We start from the raw sequence: 15,054 nt of genomic DNA, 5'->3' as shown, positions 1-15,054 counted from the left end.
CCACGCTTTTCGCGGCAGCAAGAATCGATATAGTGTCGCCATGCGGCGTGCGCGCATGCGCGTAAGACCTCGTTTCCACCCGAGAATCGAATTCATGGCGGCTAAAAAAATAACCAAATCCGAGCAGGAACTATTGAAGTTCCATAACTACTTGCGCCGTTTCACCACTTTCTGCGCCAAGCTGCCGTGGTGGTTCGGCATCTCCTGTGCGGCTGTGACGTATCTGTACTTTACTTTCTATTTCCCGCGAACCGCGTTGGCTGATGTCGATAGCCCGTTGCTGTTGCGAATCATGGATGACCTCCTGCACCGGCCGGCGATTATTCACCTGATCAATAGCTTCCTCATCGGCATTTTCCTGCTCATGACCGTGTTCTCGTCGATCAAGGAATTCAAGCGTCACGGTGGTCTTGGTGGTGACGACGGCACGGACGCGTTGTTCGTGATGCGTCCAAAGGTATTCGCCGCGGAAGTGGGTAAAGTCCTCGTGGAAGATGGCTTCACACTCGTCAAGCCTGGAAAAAGGCGTGGGGCGTGCGACATCATGGCCTGCAAAGATGATCAGCGTATTGGGGTACGCTTTTCCGACTTCAAGCAGCACACCATACATGAGCTACAGATCGATCAGTTGATGAAATCGGGGAAGGCCGAAAAGTGTACCGACCTCATGTTTATCGCAATAGGTGGTTACAGCAAGGCCGCCACCAAACTGGCCTCCAAGAGCGGGATCCAGCTGATCGGCCGCCAGAACATCATGTACTTCTTAAAGCGGGAGATCGCGCCGCTTCACACCCCTATTCCTCGCGTCCCGATGGACGATTTCTGCTCTGATAATGATGATGCTGCGCGAGAGCAGGGCGCCAGACCTTCGGGCCATGGCACGACTGTCGCTATACCGCGCCGCGTTACCTCCGCTGTCCTTGTTCCGCGCGATGGTGCGAGGCTCAATCCCAATTTTGTGATGCCCGCCGGTGCGTTGACGCCACCACCTGAACCGAAGGACTGACTGATGCGTTTGCGAAAATATCTGACTCTACTGAACCTGTGCTGGGCGCTGGAAGTCCTGCTCGCAGCATTCTTTGGTTCGCTGTCGTTGTATGGACTCATCGTCCGACACGATGCTTCGGCTGCCTTGCTGTTCCTGGGGCCGCCGATTCTGTTCGGCATGGTGTTGGTGCGCCGGCATGAATTGCGCCAGCAGCTGTGTGATGTTTCGACTGAGATCAGGTCGCTGCTGCGCGATCCGGAGCGTTGATATGGCTTCGGTGATCACCGCCGCCCGCAAGGCGTCAGGAAATCCATCGGGCATGGTCTCACTGTACGTCGGCCCCAGCATGTCCGAGGCCTACCACCAGCTGGACAACGCCGCCAGGGCCCGCGTTCGCGAGCGGGTAAAGCTGCTATTTCGCGAATCCATGTTGCACGAGAATCCAGCGCTTAGTGTCATCGGTTCTTCACCAGGGGACGGCACGAGATCTTCCGTGCGTGGTCTGCTGCGCGTGGTCATTGATGTCATGCGCAAAGGGGGGCGGTTGATGACGGTCGTAGAGATCACGACAGCGGTTCATGAGCGGCGGCCGGATGCATCTTCCTCGGTGGTTCGACGTCTTCTCAATAAGTGCGTTGACGTGCCGGCACCGATCATGATGCGACAGAAGATCAAGAACCCGAGCACCGTGTTACACGCGCGGCGCGACCAGGTTTTCGCCTTTGCCCTGCTGCCCGAGATCCAGCGTCAACGCCGCTCCGGCAGCGTGGTTCAGGATGGCCAGGTGTGTGAGTCGATCGTAGAAAGCATCGTTCATGTCGTCTTGCGTAGCGTCGAACCACCAACAGCGCGGGAAATTCACAGGCTGCTCAAGCGGCCGGAGGTCAGCTTGCAAAATCTGTACACCTATCTGAGCGACCTCAAACAGGGCCAGGTGCTATGCACCGGTGTGAAGAAGAAGGATGCAGGCCGGCTGGTCAATACTTACGTCCCAGGCCCTGTACTGCTGGGTAGGGACGATCCACTGGCTGCAGGCCAGGCTACCAGCCTGTCCACTTAGGAGGTTCGCGTGCTCGTCGACCCCTCACAATTTTTGCTGGCCAAAGCGCTCACAATGGCCGCCAACCCGATGTTAATCGTCGATAGGTCGTCTCGTACGGTGTGGGCCAATCATGCATATGAACGTTTGGTTGGTAGCGCACTGGACGAAATTCGGGGCGCTGTACCTGGCTTGCTTCATACTGATAGGCGCCGCAAGGAGCTCTTTCGCAACCTGTTTCAAACTGTGTTCGAAGGCGGAACTTGGGTCGGGGAACTGTTCGCTGCCGCCAAGGACAAAGCACCTCGACCGTTTGAATGTGTGGTCACGCCGTTGCAAGACGGGCTGGGGCGCTCGTCGCATTTTTTGGTGGCCATGCACGATGTCAGCGTGTTGCGCTCGGCAATCGAGCAAATGTCCTACAACGCCCATCACGATGCTTTGACCGGACTGGCAAATCGGCCGATGTTGCAAAGCGTCCTTGCGCACGCGATCTCCCACGCGCTGCGCAGCCGTACTTTGTGCGCCCTGCTGTTCATTGACTTGGATGGCTTTAAGGCGGTCAATGATGAGCATGGACACCATGTCGGCGACGGATTGTTGATTGAGGTCGCACAGCGACTCCAGCGCGCTGTGCGCGAAGCTGACACGGTATGTCGCCTTGCGGGTGACGAATTTGCGATTGTCCTCGACGAGATTGCGGCGCCCGCTGGCGCCGTTGTCATCGCCAACAAAATTCTTGAACTTTTGTCTCGTCCTATGACCATTGACGGTCGCAGCGTCACGGTCGGCGCCAGCATCGGGATCGCCATCATTCCTCATGCCGGTGACAGCGTGGCGGCAGCGCTACGCAACGCTGACGCGGCCATGTACAGCGCGAAGCGATCGGGTAAGAATCGCGCATGCTCGTTCAACGCCGTCTTGGGTAGTGTGTCCACGTGTGCTGATGAACCGCTGCGTGATGTCGCCGGCAAGTCTACCGCGCCATCGATTGGTCAGACTTGAGCGCGCGGCGGCGAGTCATCCGTGGTTGGCGTACGGTCAGTTCATTTGGCGGTAACGCATAGCGACCAGCGCCTGCAAATCGCGTTGAATCAAAGTGGAAGTCCTTGCCAACTCCACGGGTGTCTTACCCGATTCTCCAAGCAGAATGCTCGCACCACGTTGCATTAGTGCACGCGCGATGTGGTTGTGCCCCAGTTCCATTGCGTTAGACAGGGCGGTGGCGCCCGTTTCGCACTGGGTGTCGATGTCGATGAAGTCAAAGCGCAGCAGGATTTCAACGCAGCCAAGGCTGCCCTCGATAGCCGCCAGGATCAGCGGCGTCACGCCATTGTCGTCGGTGTGATTGACGTCGCAACCTAGCAGCGCGAAGTCCTGAGCTGCCTGCGGGGCGTCGTAGTGGATGGCGTAAAACAGCGCAGTCCAACCATCGAGCCCTTCAGCGATGGTGAGGCGGCGGTTTTGATCTATTTGTGATCGCGCCTTCGCGAGCGCACCTGCCTTCAGATGATCGAAGAACAGGTCGATGACGTTCGACGCCGCCTGGTTCGCGGTGGGCTTCTTGTTCGCGGCCGGCATCGCCCAGCCAGCGCGGTATGGTATGCGGGGGTGATGCATATAGTACCTTTCCAATTTGGTCTTCAGGCTGTCGTCTATTAAAGGGAGGGCGGGCCCTCTAAACTATGCGAGCGCGGCGCGATGGGCTAACAGGAGCATTCCCAGGCCTATCACGGTCAACGCAGTCGGCCCCAGATCGGCAGGCCTTTCAATCCGATGCAACGCCGCCTTGCCCAAGGATGCAATTGGCACAGAGAGCAGCACCAATGGGAGCAGGGAGTTGAGATCGCTCAGATCCGCAACTCGCGTATCAAATAGCGCGAGCCATGTAAGGAGACCAACGAAGCTCAACACCACGTGGCGATATCGTGTCTGCAGGGTCATGCCTTGTCCTTGATGTGCCGATGACGATTGGTTCATCCGGCACCTGCAATCTCAGCATAGCCTAGGTAGATAGCTGTTTGGTTGATCTCGTACAAAGTCTCTCCCGCATCAATTGTATTTGAGCGCACCAGCATATTACAGCTGGTCGCCGTTGATTGTTGGCCTTCGTCCTGGTTTTCGGCAGGTGCCGGCCTTCGTCTCACTGCCTTCTAACAGTAGCGCCACCTAGCGCCAGGCTAGGTCATCTCTTTTTGGGGTAAGTGTCCCTTGGAGGTGGTTTTACGCGGACAAGGGGTCGTTTGCACGTGCTTTAATGGGAAATCGTCAGCTTTCCCCTCCGGGTGTCCCATGTCGACCATTGGCTGCAGGGCAGACTCTCTCGCCGATATCTCTAACTCGTTATCAGATGCCGAAGTATACGGCATCGGCTCGATAATTCATCCACGCTTGGCAGGCCGTACTGACACGGAGTCGCCCCGGCCATCGGCGGCCGTGGGTTCACGGCGTGGCGCGCAGGAGGCTGCTCGAGTCCGCCGCGCGAATTTCGAGATGATCCTCACTGCCCTGGAGCGGTCCACTTTGGATACCGGCGAGGTTGCGCGTCTGCTTGGCGTGACCGCAGCAGCAGCGAGGAAGTACGTCTTCACGCTGCGCGAGGTGGGCGTCATCGAGCTTGCTGATAATACTGATAGCAGCGGTGCCAAGCAGAAGCACTGCTATCAGTTGGCGCTACCGATAGGCTTGGCGCGCGAGTCGCTGCTGCAGATCGGTACAGTGGCCGAACACCGGCGCCGGCGCGAAGGGCCATTGACATCGGATCAAAACGGTTTCGAGCGGGCTGCGGCCGGCCAGCGGCTGCACCTGGCCGGCTCGAGTGTCGCCAGACGTACGAGCCAGGGTAGGCGTGATGTCGGGCGTGATCCTCTTGTCGCAGCGTTATTTGGCCCTGGCGCGGCGCGCCCCGTGGCCGCTGCATAGACGACAAGCTTCACGCTACGCGTTCGATGCTGCTACTTCGCAAGCGAGCAGTTCATTAAAGTGGGCGCGTGCAAACTGGCGCAGTACGGGCAGGTTGGCTGCGCATTCATCGACGGTGGGGTAATCGTCGCCTTCGTTGGACAGTTGCCGGGTCAGCTGACTAAACTCCATCGAGGCATTCAATATCTTTCCCCATGGGAGGCCTTCGTCGGTTTCGACCTGTAGTCGAACTTCGTCAAAGCTGTCTTCGACTTTGCGCTTCCACAGTGCCATCGCCATCACGTGGCCAGACGCGAGAGCCGACTTTCCCGATGCCGTTGCGGCGATGAACTGTTCCGTAGCCTCACAGAGGGCAGTGATGTCCTTGGCAATGCTGGTGAAGGCGTATCCTTCGATCATGTCGTCTTCCTGTTGCTTTAACTGGGGCTGCTATTGCTGATCCAGCAGCGCTCGGCCTTCTGGGGTCTGCGCAAGGAGCGCACGTCCCTCTTCAGTGGACAATGGGCAAATGTCCGGGTCGAGCTTCTTACGCCGTTCATCGCCGAGTTTGGAGGAGGACTCCTTGCCTTCGATCTGCGTCGTCGCAGGCGTGGAGGAAAGTGGCTCGCCGCTAGCGCGACGCGAGCGGTCGATGCGCTCATCAATCATAGCGGTCAAGCGAATGGCGTTGTCCACGCGGTGAGCATAAGCTCTGCTGTCGTCATGGATCACATCGGTGACTTCAGGCTGAGCTTGCTGACTGCAGGCGCTAATTGCAGCCGAAATTAACAAGAGTGTGAGTAGTCTGGCCATAGCACGATTGTAGGCCGACTCCAGGTGCGCGCGGTGCTGGTTGAAACGACCATTTGGGGCCGCTTAACGTTCCCCATTGGGTTGGAGCGATAAGTAACGAGGGCATTGACCGTTGTGTTTTGATTTGGCACTATCGTCGTATTGTTGTGCGCCCGCGCGGCGTTAAGCGCATCCTCATCTACTATCCAGCTGAATCTCGGCCTCTGGCACTTGCCTCCTACGCCTGGTCTTCTTGCTGCAGTTCTCGACCGTCTTTCCCACTAACGCGAGCACTCGCCTCGTGCACTTCTACTACCCGCTTGGCGTGGTGGTTCAATTGCGACCCTAGGTCGCAACTTTCACTTTTTCGTCCACTCGCGTCGTATTTATTCGGCGCTTTCTTTCAAGGAGTTATGCATGTCCAATACGATGAATTTCGAACAGTTTAAAGAGCGCTTTGAACCGATTAAAAACCATCTCAATCCCCTGGCTGATCTGGAAGGGTTGATGTTTCATCTCGGCGAGAAGGAATTGGCTTATGTCAGGCAACAAGAATCGGGGACGATTTGGACGGTTCATCTGATTGACGGCGTTCGCGTGATTGCCAGCGTATTTTCCTCCGTGGATCGGGAAGGCTATCTGGTTGCCCGCAATGCGATCGCAGCAGGTTCGTACTACGAAGTCATTGATGATGACGACATGGAGGAGAGAGACGAGTAGTTTAACGCCCGCAATCCCTGGGTTCTGGGTGGAGTGTGGTGCCGACGTGGTTCTCGGCGCCCATAGCTGCGCCTTTCCGAGTGGCGCACGCCGCATTTTGATTTTGCAATTCGAGTGAGGTATGAAGTAGGGGTGAACTTACTCTCTATAAGTTCACCTCTATTTCATGAGGCATTGGATGGGAATTCTCCGAAAATTGGTGAGAGGGAATGGCACGCAAGCCGTTGATCCCCCGGCTATTACTGGAACAGTATCCTGGGACGCTAGCGAAGGCGTCGCGCGCGCTTTCGATGATGATGGCAACGAAACGGATCAACTGAGATTCGCCAAAGTTGAATGGATTCACGAGCGAGATATGCGATTTACCGGGATGTCATTCCTGGATGAACTTGGTGGCGCCCCACGCTTACAGGTGTGGGACTATTCCGCTTAGCCATTGTCCAGTAGTGCGCTGGCGAATACGCTCGTGGTATGCCTCGGGTGGCCGGGATACTGCTTGCGCAGACATGTTCGGTCGTGCCAATGACATGGCCATCGGTAGGGCTCGGTGCCATTAGCAGAACTTCCTGGCGCGGCGTGTAACGCATCTGATGAAGCACTATCCACTGCCTGGTAGTCGGTATTGCGCATTGTCTGCATTTAACCGCACGACCTGGGATCGATGCAACCGTCATGCCGGGTGGCACATTGTTTCAAATTGGTTGGACGTGCGTTACCGTGAGTGGCAATTAGGTGCAAACTAAGACATGGCCATTTTGCATTTTTGAAAAAAGATATTTACGGGTCCATTTTTCGTCATTAGAATGGCCATGCAGTAATATCTATCGGACCAGTTAGTTACTTTGATAAGAGACGGTATAGAGACCAGTCCTGGTCGAGTGGCGTCTGTATTTTCTTCTTGACCTGGAGCTGGCCAGCTTTTAGTGCCCTACCAACTAGTGTTTTGAAAGACAAGATCTATGACGAAATCATTCGCGGAATACAAGCGAGACATTGCTGAATTAGAGCTCAAGATGGAAGAAGCTCGGCGTAACGAAAGCGCGGAAGCTTTGGTAACCATTCGCACTCTCATGAAAACCTTTGATTTGACCCTTGGCGATATTGGCGCGCAAGAAAAGAAGCCCAAAGGCGAGCGCAAACCGGTCGACATTAAGTACAAGGATCAGGCGACAGGCCAAACCTGGACTGGCCGCGGTCGGGCGCCCAAATGGTTAGACGGGAAAAACAAGGAAGACTATTTGATTCGGCCGGCGGCTTGATCGTACGTAGCGGCCCAATCACCAGTGATGTATTCGGGTGTTGCGGCCGCGATCTCCATCATGCAGGCGGAAAGCTCTCCACTACGGTTCTTGCCGCCAGCGATGATGTGCTGCGTCGTCTAGGTTCTAGTTGACGTTCGCCGCAACTGCAGGCAATATTCCTGCTACGCCAGCGCGGCGCTAAGCGCATAGCAGTCCGACACTCCAGATTCGATCCGTCCGGGTTGTTCGCCCCATCTGACCTCATCAATGTCTTTCATCAAGCCTACGTCGGCTTGCTAAAACGTATTGATGTTCTTCCACCTATTTTCTTGTGCTTCGTCACGCTGGTGTGTCTCGCACCAGGTCTCCATCGCGGAGGCAGAAATTGTACGGCTTGTATCTCACCGTGCACCGTTCCAGGGTTGCAGTTTTTTCCACCCATCCATGCTTGCGGCTTCGACCGCCGGTCTTGTTCCCTGCGTTCTCTCGCTTCTGTAGGTTGACCAACTTATCGGTTAGCTTGCTCGAGGCGTGCACTACGGGTGCTTGACCGCAGCATCATCAATGCTTGGCTTGCTTTAGCCAGGCCATTTCTTTTTCAATCCCGAGCGGGACCCATTGTGATCCCTCAAGGGACATGGTGTGCCTGCTCTTTCTATCGTCCTTTGGGACAGAAAGGTACCACTATGCTTACCGACTTCTTTTGGCTCTGTGTCGAATACCTGTGCATCAGCTCGCTGGCGTACATCGCGTTTTGCATGGCTCGTCTGTTCTTCGCGGATCGCGTTTATCCGTGGTTAATTGATCTGCACGAGTGTCCTCTTCAGAAGTACTCGTACAATCGAATGATGCGCTACGTGTGGTTCTTCGTAATTACTGTTGCGTGTCTTGTTGTTTGTTACATTGCCTGGTCGTGGCGGTTTGCGGTGACGTCGTCCTGCCTCTGGGTACTCAAATATATCCTGGTCGGTCCGTCCTCGCAAAACCATGAACTGGTCCTGCTTTTCAAGATGGTTTACCTCAATATTCAATCCTATCGCGCCATTGTTCGCGAGTAAGAGCTTGAAGTAGTGTTTCAATAGTATAGGAAGTGACCAAGCCGATTTCGGCCGAGGTCACTTCCATCACCTCGGAAGTGACCATGGCGATTTCGGCCGACGGTCACTTCCACCACCCTGGTAGTGAACGCAGCACTGGTGTCTGCATTTGAATTTAAGTCGGCGGGAATGCAGCTTACTGGTCCTTGCCCCGTACCGGAACCGGCAAAGGTACTCGGTTGTTCTCAGGTTCGACGATTTCCACCCATCCGCACTCACGCACGATCCTCGGCGCAAAATCGCGTAGCGCCACTTGCATCTCCTGCCCTTTTGACTTGTAGGCCAGGTAGTTGACGTAGTAGTCGTGCCTCACCACAAAGTCGTACGCGCATGGACACCAAGCTGGCACGTCGGCTTGTTTCCCGGCATATTGCGTATGGCAACGCTCCAAAAATGCCATACGGCGCCGCTTGTCCTCTTTCGGATTTGTCTTTATTGGGTCTTTGTCCACCCAGAGATTGCTTGCCATGACCACCACGGGTATCGTTGCGACGACGATGCCCAGCAGGTTTTTCCAGTACTTCATTGTTTCTCCTGCGTTGCAGCCTGGCCTTGTGACGGCCTTGTCTTTTTCCGTTGATACCATAAGATTGCCACTAAGCCCAGGCCCATGAGAGCCCATGCCCACTTGGGCTGCCTTGGTTTCTCCGCTGCGCTCTTGGGCTCCTCCTTGTCTTCCTGGTGGACCACGCCTATCGTTGGCTCGCTGTGCTTTTGCATTGAACCGTTGAACGTCTCGCCAACATCCGATCGGCCACCGCTTTGGGGGGCCTGGTGCTGTATCGGTTCCGGTTGCGGATTGTCCGACTTGTCACTGTAGTCGGCCACGTACAGTTGTTCAGGGTCTGGCCTGAATTTTGGCGCGTGTTTGGTCTTTAGGAGCCAAGGCATGGACTCCGATCCGGTGACGGGCGTGAGTCGGTACACGCCAAAGTGCAAATGCGATCTGGCGGCTTCGGCGCTGTTTCCTGCGTATGCGATCTTGTCACCCTCGCCGACCTTTTGACCGGGTCGAACCAACGCACTCGATCCCATCAGATTGGCGTACTCGGCGTACGTGCCGTCATCGTGCAAGACCCTAATGAAGTCTCCCTTTAAAGGGTCCTCCTTGGTGAACTCACTTTGCCTCGGCTCAGAAGGCTCTCCATCATCATTTTGTATGCCACTGACTTCGAAGACGATGCCGGCTCTTGCCGCACACACGGGCGTCCAGTCCTTCAACTCGAAGTCGATGTCGAACTGGTGTTTGAAGTTTCCGTGCAATGCGTCCAAAGACCTGCTTGTCTTGGCACTGACACCGTCCGGGTACGGCAGCCGGTAGATAGCCGGCTCAGGCGTCTTGATGCTCTCGTCGCCGAAGTACCATGTGGGCCTGATCTTGGCCCAGTAGGGCAGGGAAGGGTCAACTGGGTGCAAAGCAGTAAGAACCACTGTGGTGTTTGCCGGGACCAGGATCCTGCGCGTCGTCGTCGGGACATCCTGTGGTCTGACGTTGCTTTTATCTGCTGCCAAGGCCGAGAACTCGAGTACGACTGTGACAGGCGCGTAGCCGTGGTTGATGCCAAGGACATTGGACTGTGTCGGCCTTTTGTCGACTTGAACACGAAATGGGTACGCGTGGGCGGTTCCCGACAGTGCGAGCGCACCTGGGTATTCCGGACGAACGTGACCAGTGATTCCGGTATCGTGACCAGTCATTCCGGCGCAACGTGACCGCCCATTCCGGGCGAACGTGACCGATTTCGAGCATCGTCCGGAATCAACGGTCACGATACCGGAATGGCTGGTCACGATACCGGAACGGCGACGTACAGCACAGTATTGGCGTTACGCATTTTGCAACCGAACGGGTACGCTTCCAGATTTTTACTGGAGACCGCGTGCCCGCACCAAGGATCAATATGCGTAAAATTAAGGACGTATTACGGCTCAAGCTCGATGCCAAACTGTCGCACCAGCAGATCGCCGACGCGCTGGGGCTGTCGAAGGGTGTCGTGACCAAGTACGCGGGCCTGGCCGCCGCCGCAGAGCTGGACTGGAGCGCTGTGCAAGGCATGGACGAGGGGACGCTGGAGCGGCGCCTGATGACCAGCTCCCAGAAGGCGCGCGATTATGTGCAACCCGACTACGGGCGCCTGCATCAGGAGCTGCGCCGCAAGGGCATGACGTTGATGCTGCTGTGGGAGGAGCACCGCACCGACTACGCGGACTGCCAAACCTATTCCTATTCGCAGTTCTGCGACAACTACCGCCGCTTCGCCAAGCAGCTCAAGCGCTCGATGCGCCAGGTGCACCGCGCCGGCGAGAAGCTGTTCATCGACTACGCCGGTCCCACCATCGCGCTCACCGACGGCGGCCGCGCCCACATCTTCGTGGCCTCGCTGGGCGCGTCGAGCTACACCTACGCCTGCGCCACGCCGCGCGAGACCATGGCCGACTGGCTCGAATCGACGGCGCGGGCGCTGAGCTTTTACGGCGGCGTGACCCAGCTCATCGTGCCCGACAATCCCAAGGCGATGATCTCGGACGCCAACCGCTACGAGCCGCGCGGCAACGATACCGTGCTCGACTTCGCGCGCCACTACGGCACCTCGATCCTGCCGGCGCGCCCCTACCATCCACAGGACAAGGCCAAGGCCGAATCGGCGGTGCAGATCGTCGAGCGGTGGATCATGGCGCGCCTGCGCCACCAGCAGTTCGGCAATGTGCACGAGGTCAACGCGGCGATGGCGCCGCTGCTGACCAGACTGAACGACAAGCCGTTCCAGAAGCTGCCTGGCAGCCGCGCCAGCACCTTTGCCGAGATCGATGCGCCGGCCCTGCAGGCACTGCCGTTGCAGCGTTATGAGATGGCCCGCTTCAGGACGGTCAAGGTACATATCGATTACCACGTCGAGGTCGAGCGCCACCGCTACAGCGTGCCACAAGCCCTGGTTGGCCAGGTGCTCGAGGCGCGCATCACGACGGCGGCGGTGGAGCTGCTGCATCGCGGCCAGCGCGTTGCCAGCCACGCCCGCAGCAGCCGCGCCGGCGGCTTCACGACCATCGGCGCGCACATGCCCGCGGCACACCGCGCCCACATGGAGTGGACGCCACAGCGCTTGATCCACTGGGGCGAGAGTGTCGGCCCGGCCAGCGCCGAGGCGGTGACGCGGCTGATGGCCGAGAACAAGCATCCCGAGCATGGCTACCGGGCCTGCCTGGGCCTGCTGTCGCTGGCCAAGCGCTACGGCAAGCCAAGGCTGGAGGCGGCCTGCATGTTGGCCTTGCAGATCGGCGCCTGCCAGTACCGCCACGTAAACGACATCCTGAAGAACAACCGCGATCAAAGCGCGCCGAGCACCACTACCGAATGGGTCAGCCCCGAGCATGCCCACCTGCGCGGCCCCGGCTACTACCAATAAGGAACGAGACCATGATGATGCATACCACCCTGGCGCAACTGCGCACGTTGAAGCTCGATGGCCTGGCGGCCGGCCTTGAAGAACAACTGGCGCAACCGGGCATGGCCGCGATGAGCTTCGAGGAGCGCGTGGCGCTGTTGATCGATCGCGAGATCCACGCGCGCAACGACCGCAAGCTGGCGAGGCTGCTCAAGAACGCGCACCTGAAATACGGCCAGGCGGCGATCGAGGACATCGATGCGCGCGCCGGTCGCGGCGTCGACCGGAGGGCGGTGATGAGCCTGGCATTGGGCGACTGGGTCGGCGCCGGCCACAGCGTGCTGATCACTGGCCCGACCGGCGCCGGCAAATCGTGGCTGGCCTGCGCGTTGGCCCAGTACGCCTGCCGGCGTGGCTACTCCGCCATCTACCAGCGCGTACCTCGCTTGCAGGAAGAGCTGCGCATTCGGCACGGCAGCGGCGCTTTCGGCAAATGGCTGCTGCAACTGGCCAAGACCGACGTGCTCGTGCTGGACGACTGGGGCATGGGTGCCATCGACGGCATGACGCGCTCGGACCTGCTGGAGATCATCGACGACCGGGCCGGCAACAAGGCCACCATCATCACCAGCCAATTGCCCGTCGAGCACTGGCATGCCTGGATCGGCGATGCCACCATCGCCGACGCCATCCTGGACCGCGTCATGCAGCGCAACCACCGTTTCACGCTGGCCGGTGATTCGCTGCGCGCCCAACGACCCAACACAGCCAATAAGGAGAAAAATATCGACCCATCGTGACCGCAGGGATTAGAATTTGACCGCGTAACGCCATCTCATGCGCAGCGGTCACGTTCCCCGGAATGACCGGTCACGTTCGCCGGAATACGCACGCACCCAACCAGATCAAAAATATGCTTAGTTTCATGAGATGACTGACACGATATTGGGATCGCGGACCTCGAAGGTTCGATAGGACTATTGGAGCACTATTCGGGTCTTTGATTTCCGGTGAGAAGCGTTCGAAGTGGTTACTTTACGGCGCATCAACGCTGTTATGGGCTCGTACAATGTTGCGACAGGATTCCATTTCCCTCCCCACACGAATGTACCTCTATGACGATTCTCATCACAGGCTGCTCAAGCGGCATAGGCCTAGCGGCCTGTCAATTTCTAAGGCGCCGCGGCTTCACCGTGATTGCTTCGGCCAGAAGAGCGTCTGACGTCGCACTACTTGAGGAGCAGGGCTTTCCCGCCGTGCTGTTGGACAGCAGCGACGAGAATTCGGTGTCGGCGGGATTCGAGCAAGCGGTTGGCCTCGCTGGCGGCCGCATTCATGCGGTTTTCTGCAATGCTGGAGAAGCTTTTCCGGGCGCATTGGAGGATCTGTCCCGCAGGACAATGCAGCTTCAGTTCGCCTCCAATTTCTTCGGTACGCACCAGCTGGTGGCACTGGCAATCAAGCATATGCGAGACCATGGCGCGACCGGTCGGATCGTTCTGAACTCCTCCGTCTTGGGATTTGTTGCCATGCCCTATCGTGGAGCCTATGCCGCGTCGAAATTCGCCATGGAAGCCTTGGGCGATACGCTGCGCCTCGAATTGGCGACCACCAATATTCGCGTATCGTTGCTGCAGCCGGGCCCAATCCTGACGCGCTTTCGCGCGACATCGCTCGTCAATTTCGCGCGGGAGGTGGATCAAAGGAGCAGTGCGCATCGGCGGAACTACCAGGCGCTCATTTCCAGGCTTGAGAAGCCTGGCGCCGCCGTCCGGTTTACACTGATGCCACAAGACTGCATGGCGCCCCTGGAGCACGCGCTGACAGCGCGGCGCCCCAAAGCAAGGTACCGGGTGACGGTATTGACCAAAGTCCTCGCAATGTTGAAGCGTCTGTTGCCAGCCCAAACTCTTGATCGCATGTTGCAGAATAAGATTTGAGCCGAGCTCGGGTATTCGCTATATGCGCGCGATGGTACCTACAGGCTGTGATTGAAGCAGGCCCCAACCTGCCACATCGATTTCCTCAGGGATTCCCTGAGGTTGGTACCCGAACCAGTCGCCGGTCGACAGGCAATACTTTAGCCTATCCGTAGCGAACTCGAATTTTGCTTGGCCGCTCGCAAGCTGCGCGTCGGATGCGATGTAGACGGCTGTGTTGAATGGCTCCTCGGTCTCCACGGCGATGTAGACCACTTGTTTGGTTTCGCCGGTGATCCGCTTTACGCCGAGCTGCTGCATGAACGCTGTCAAGTCGTAGTGAAGTCTGGCGATGCTATGGCGAAATTCCTGCTTGCTGGCGTCGGTCGTGCTTTTGATGTCGACGATGATGCCGTCCCTTTCGAGATCGGGCTTGGTCTTGCACATCAATCCGGTACGTTCATCGCGCCAGAACATCGCGCGCTCCGCGACACCGCGCGTGAGCAAACGCCGTGCCCCCTGGTGCTGGAGTACCGATTCGCGAACGTTCTTGATGATCCAGGCGTCTTTGGCGCTAATGAAGAAGCTCCCTGGATGGTCCCGGACGAATGCCGCTTCGTCGGCCTTGCCGGCCTTGGTGCGGCGGTTAAATGTCGGTTTGACGATGTACTGGGCGCTGAAGCGGTCGCTCTCCAGCAATGCGGCATGGATAGCCGAACCGAGGCTTGTCGACGGTGTGTTCGCGGAACACGCTGGAGCCCTGAGGTACAGCCGCGGCGACTTTAGCATTAGTTTGAGCTTTGAGCCATTCACAGCCGAGCGGTCGGCGTGGTAATCCTCGTGGCTCATGTCAGGGTAGATGCCTTCTCGTTCGAGCAGGCCGAACCTGGACAAGAATTGAGAGATGTCTTGCATGGCGTTTCCCGTGTCGTTAGTTGGCCAATATACCGTTGGCTTGGCCAGACGCAAATTCT

18 protein-coding genes are annotated in these 15,054 nt (G+C 57.7%); 11 read left to right on the top strand and 7 right to left on the bottom strand.

Features of this window, described 5'->3' with window-relative positions:
- Positions 1–94: 94 nt before the first annotated feature.
- The 4 genes from GTP90_RS02925 to GTP90_RS02910 are packed head-to-tail and all read left to right on the top strand — an operon-like array spanning position 95 to position 3,032.
- Positions 95–1,006 (top strand): restriction endonuclease, encoded by a 912-nt coding sequence (locus GTP90_RS02925; RefSeq protein WP_161082067.1) that lies wholly within the window; start codon positions 95–97, stop codon positions 1,004–1,006.
- Positions 1,007–1,009: 3 nt separating this feature from the next.
- Positions 1,010–1,255 (top strand): hypothetical protein, encoded by a 246-nt coding sequence (locus GTP90_RS02920; protein ID WP_161082066.1) that lies wholly within the window; start codon positions 1,010–1,012, stop codon positions 1,253–1,255.
- A gap of 1 nt (position 1,256) precedes the next feature.
- Positions 1,257–2,048, top strand: a complete 792-nt coding sequence (locus tag GTP90_RS02915; RefSeq protein WP_161082065.1) for a hypothetical protein — start codon at positions 1,257–1,259, stop codon at positions 2,046–2,048.
- Positions 2,049–2,057: 9 nt separating this feature from the next.
- Entirely contained in the window at positions 2,058–3,032 is a 975-nt protein-coding gene (locus GTP90_RS02910; protein ID WP_161082064.1) for a diguanylate cyclase domain-containing protein, read from the top strand.
- Positions 3,033–3,068: 36 nt separating this feature from the next.
- Here GTP90_RS02910 and GTP90_RS02905 read toward each other — a convergent pair whose 3' ends face one another.
- On the bottom strand, positions 3,069–3,647 hold the full coding sequence (locus tag GTP90_RS02905) for an ankyrin repeat domain-containing protein (RefSeq protein ID WP_161082063.1): 579 nt from the start codon (positions 3,645–3,647) through the stop codon (positions 3,069–3,071).
- A 63-nt stretch (positions 3,648–3,710) separates the two neighbouring features.
- The gene (locus tag GTP90_RS02900; protein WP_161082062.1) at positions 3,711–3,971 is read right to left on the bottom strand and encodes a hypothetical protein; all 261 of its coding nucleotides are present in this window, start codon (positions 3,969–3,971) and stop codon (positions 3,711–3,713) included.
- A gap of 348 nt (positions 3,972–4,319) precedes the next feature.
- Between GTP90_RS02900 and GTP90_RS02895 the strand changes: the two genes are divergently transcribed.
- A complete protein-coding gene (locus tag GTP90_RS02895) occupies positions 4,320–4,949 on the top strand; it encodes a hypothetical protein (RefSeq protein ID WP_161082061.1) in 630 nt (209 codons plus the stop codon).
- A 15-nt stretch (positions 4,950–4,964) separates the two neighbouring features.
- On the opposite strand, the gene GTP90_RS02890 is transcribed toward GTP90_RS02895, so the two are convergent.
- Together GTP90_RS02890 and GTP90_RS02885 are read right to left on the bottom strand one after the other, a co-directional pair.
- Positions 4,965–5,348 (bottom strand): hypothetical protein, encoded by a 384-nt coding sequence (locus GTP90_RS02890; RefSeq protein WP_161082060.1) that lies wholly within the window; start codon positions 5,346–5,348, stop codon positions 4,965–4,967.
- A 30-nt stretch (positions 5,349–5,378) separates the two neighbouring features.
- A complete protein-coding gene (locus GTP90_RS02885) occupies positions 5,379–5,741 on the bottom strand; it encodes a hypothetical protein (protein WP_161082059.1) in 363 nt (120 codons plus the stop codon).
- 396 nt (positions 5,742–6,137) lie between these two features.
- Between GTP90_RS02885 and GTP90_RS02880 the strand changes: the two genes are divergently transcribed.
- From GTP90_RS02880 to GTP90_RS02870, 3 genes are all read left to right on the top strand, one after another.
- Positions 6,138–6,440, top strand: a complete 303-nt coding sequence (locus GTP90_RS02880) for a hypothetical protein (protein WP_161082058.1) — start codon at positions 6,138–6,140, stop codon at positions 6,438–6,440.
- Between the two features lie 959 nt (positions 6,441–7,399).
- The gene (locus tag GTP90_RS02875) at positions 7,400–7,699 is read left to right on the top strand and encodes an H-NS histone family protein (RefSeq protein WP_161082057.1); all 300 of its coding nucleotides are present in this window, start codon (positions 7,400–7,402) and stop codon (positions 7,697–7,699) included.
- Positions 7,700–8,367: 668 nt separating this feature from the next.
- Positions 8,368–8,739, top strand: a complete 372-nt coding sequence (locus GTP90_RS02870) for a hypothetical protein (protein WP_161082056.1) — start codon at positions 8,368–8,370, stop codon at positions 8,737–8,739.
- Positions 8,740–8,914: 175 nt separating this feature from the next.
- On the opposite strand, the gene GTP90_RS02865 is transcribed toward GTP90_RS02870, so the two are convergent.
- Together GTP90_RS02865 and GTP90_RS02860 are read right to left on the bottom strand one after the other, a co-directional pair.
- The gene (locus GTP90_RS02865; protein ID WP_161082055.1) at positions 8,915–9,304 is read right to left on the bottom strand and encodes a hypothetical protein; all 390 of its coding nucleotides are present in this window, start codon (positions 9,302–9,304) and stop codon (positions 8,915–8,917) included.
- Positions 9,301–10,476: a M23 family metallopeptidase gene (locus tag GTP90_RS02860; RefSeq protein WP_161082054.1), complete on the bottom strand. Its 1,176-nt coding sequence runs from the start codon at positions 10,474–10,476 to the stop codon at positions 9,301–9,303. Before GTP90_RS02860 ends, GTP90_RS02865 begins: the two co-directional genes overlap by 4 nt.
- A gap of 182 nt (positions 10,477–10,658) precedes the next feature.
- On the opposite strand from GTP90_RS02860, the gene istA reads away from it, so the two are divergent.
- The 3 genes from istA (at position 10,659) to GTP90_RS02845 (ending at position 14,101) form a co-directional block, all read left to right on the top strand.
- The gene (istA, locus tag GTP90_RS02855) at positions 10,659–12,182 is read left to right on the top strand and encodes an IS21 family transposase (RefSeq protein ID WP_161081685.1); all 1,524 of its coding nucleotides are present in this window, start codon (positions 10,659–10,661) and stop codon (positions 12,180–12,182) included.
- An 11-nt stretch (positions 12,183–12,193) separates the two neighbouring features.
- Positions 12,194–12,961, top strand: a complete 768-nt coding sequence (gene istB, locus GTP90_RS02850) for an IS21-like element helper ATPase IstB (protein WP_161081684.1) — start codon at positions 12,194–12,196, stop codon at positions 12,959–12,961.
- Between the two features lie 315 nt (positions 12,962–13,276).
- Positions 13,277–14,101, top strand: coding sequence for an SDR family NAD(P)-dependent oxidoreductase (locus GTP90_RS02845; RefSeq protein ID WP_161082053.1), 825 nt, complete (start codon positions 13,277–13,279; stop codon positions 14,099–14,101).
- An 18-nt stretch (positions 14,102–14,119) separates the two neighbouring features.
- On the opposite strand, the gene GTP90_RS02840 is transcribed toward GTP90_RS02845, so the two are convergent.
- Positions 14,120–14,995 (bottom strand): PD-(D/E)XK nuclease-like domain-containing protein, encoded by an 876-nt coding sequence (locus tag GTP90_RS02840; protein ID WP_161082052.1) that lies wholly within the window; start codon positions 14,993–14,995, stop codon positions 14,120–14,122.
- Between the last annotated feature and the right edge of the window lie 59 nt (positions 14,996–15,054).

This window comes from Duganella vulcania (assembly GCF_009857655.1).
Taxonomy (GTDB): domain Bacteria; phylum Pseudomonadota; class Gammaproteobacteria; order Burkholderiales; family Burkholderiaceae_D; genus Rugamonas; species Rugamonas vulcania.
This window is presented reverse-complemented; position numbering and strand designations above follow the sequence as displayed.

Excerpts from the sequence above, each read along its gene's own strand:
- GTP90_RS02860 (WP_161082054.1), bottom strand. The coding sequence starts at position 10,476 with ATGACTGGTCACGATACCGGAATCACTGGTCACGTTCGTCCGGAATAC.
- GTP90_RS02845 (WP_161082053.1), top strand. The coding sequence starts at position 13,277 with ATGACGATTCTCATCACAGGCTGCTCAAGCGGCATAGGCCTAGCGGCC.
- istB (WP_161081684.1), top strand. The coding sequence starts at position 12,194 with ATGATGATGCATACCACCCTGGCGCAACTGCGCACGTTGAAGCTCGAT.
- GTP90_RS02890 (WP_161082060.1), bottom strand. The coding sequence starts at position 5,348 with ATGATCGAAGGATACGCCTTCACCAGCATTGCCAAGGACATCACTGCC.
- GTP90_RS02895 (WP_161082061.1), top strand. The coding sequence starts at position 4,320 with ATGTCGACCATTGGCTGCAGGGCAGACTCTCTCGCCGATATCTCTAAC.
- GTP90_RS02925 (WP_161082067.1), top strand. The coding sequence starts at position 95 with ATGGCGGCTAAAAAAATAACCAAATCCGAGCAGGAACTATTGAAGTTC.
- GTP90_RS02880 (WP_161082058.1), top strand. The coding sequence starts at position 6,138 with ATGTCCAATACGATGAATTTCGAACAGTTTAAAGAGCGCTTTGAACCG.
- GTP90_RS02905 (WP_161082063.1), bottom strand. The coding sequence starts at position 3,647 with ATGCATCACCCCCGCATACCATACCGCGCTGGCTGGGCGATGCCGGCC.
- GTP90_RS02900 (WP_161082062.1), bottom strand. The coding sequence starts at position 3,971 with ATGACCCTGCAGACACGATATCGCCACGTGGTGTTGAGCTTCGTTGGT.
- GTP90_RS02915 (WP_161082065.1), top strand. The coding sequence starts at position 1,257 with ATGGCTTCGGTGATCACCGCCGCCCGCAAGGCGTCAGGAAATCCATCG.
- GTP90_RS02920 (WP_161082066.1), top strand. The coding sequence starts at position 1,010 with ATGCGTTTGCGAAAATATCTGACTCTACTGAACCTGTGCTGGGCGCTG.
- GTP90_RS02870 (WP_161082056.1), top strand. The coding sequence starts at position 8,368 with ATGCTTACCGACTTCTTTTGGCTCTGTGTCGAATACCTGTGCATCAGC.
- GTP90_RS02840 (WP_161082052.1), bottom strand. The coding sequence starts at position 14,995 with ATGCAAGACATCTCTCAATTCTTGTCCAGGTTCGGCCTGCTCGAACGA.
- GTP90_RS02875 (WP_161082057.1), top strand. The coding sequence starts at position 7,400 with ATGACGAAATCATTCGCGGAATACAAGCGAGACATTGCTGAATTAGAG.
- GTP90_RS02865 (WP_161082055.1), bottom strand. The coding sequence starts at position 9,304 with ATGAAGTACTGGAAAAACCTGCTGGGCATCGTCGTCGCAACGATACCC.
- GTP90_RS02885 (WP_161082059.1), bottom strand. The coding sequence starts at position 5,741 with ATGGCCAGACTACTCACACTCTTGTTAATTTCGGCTGCAATTAGCGCC.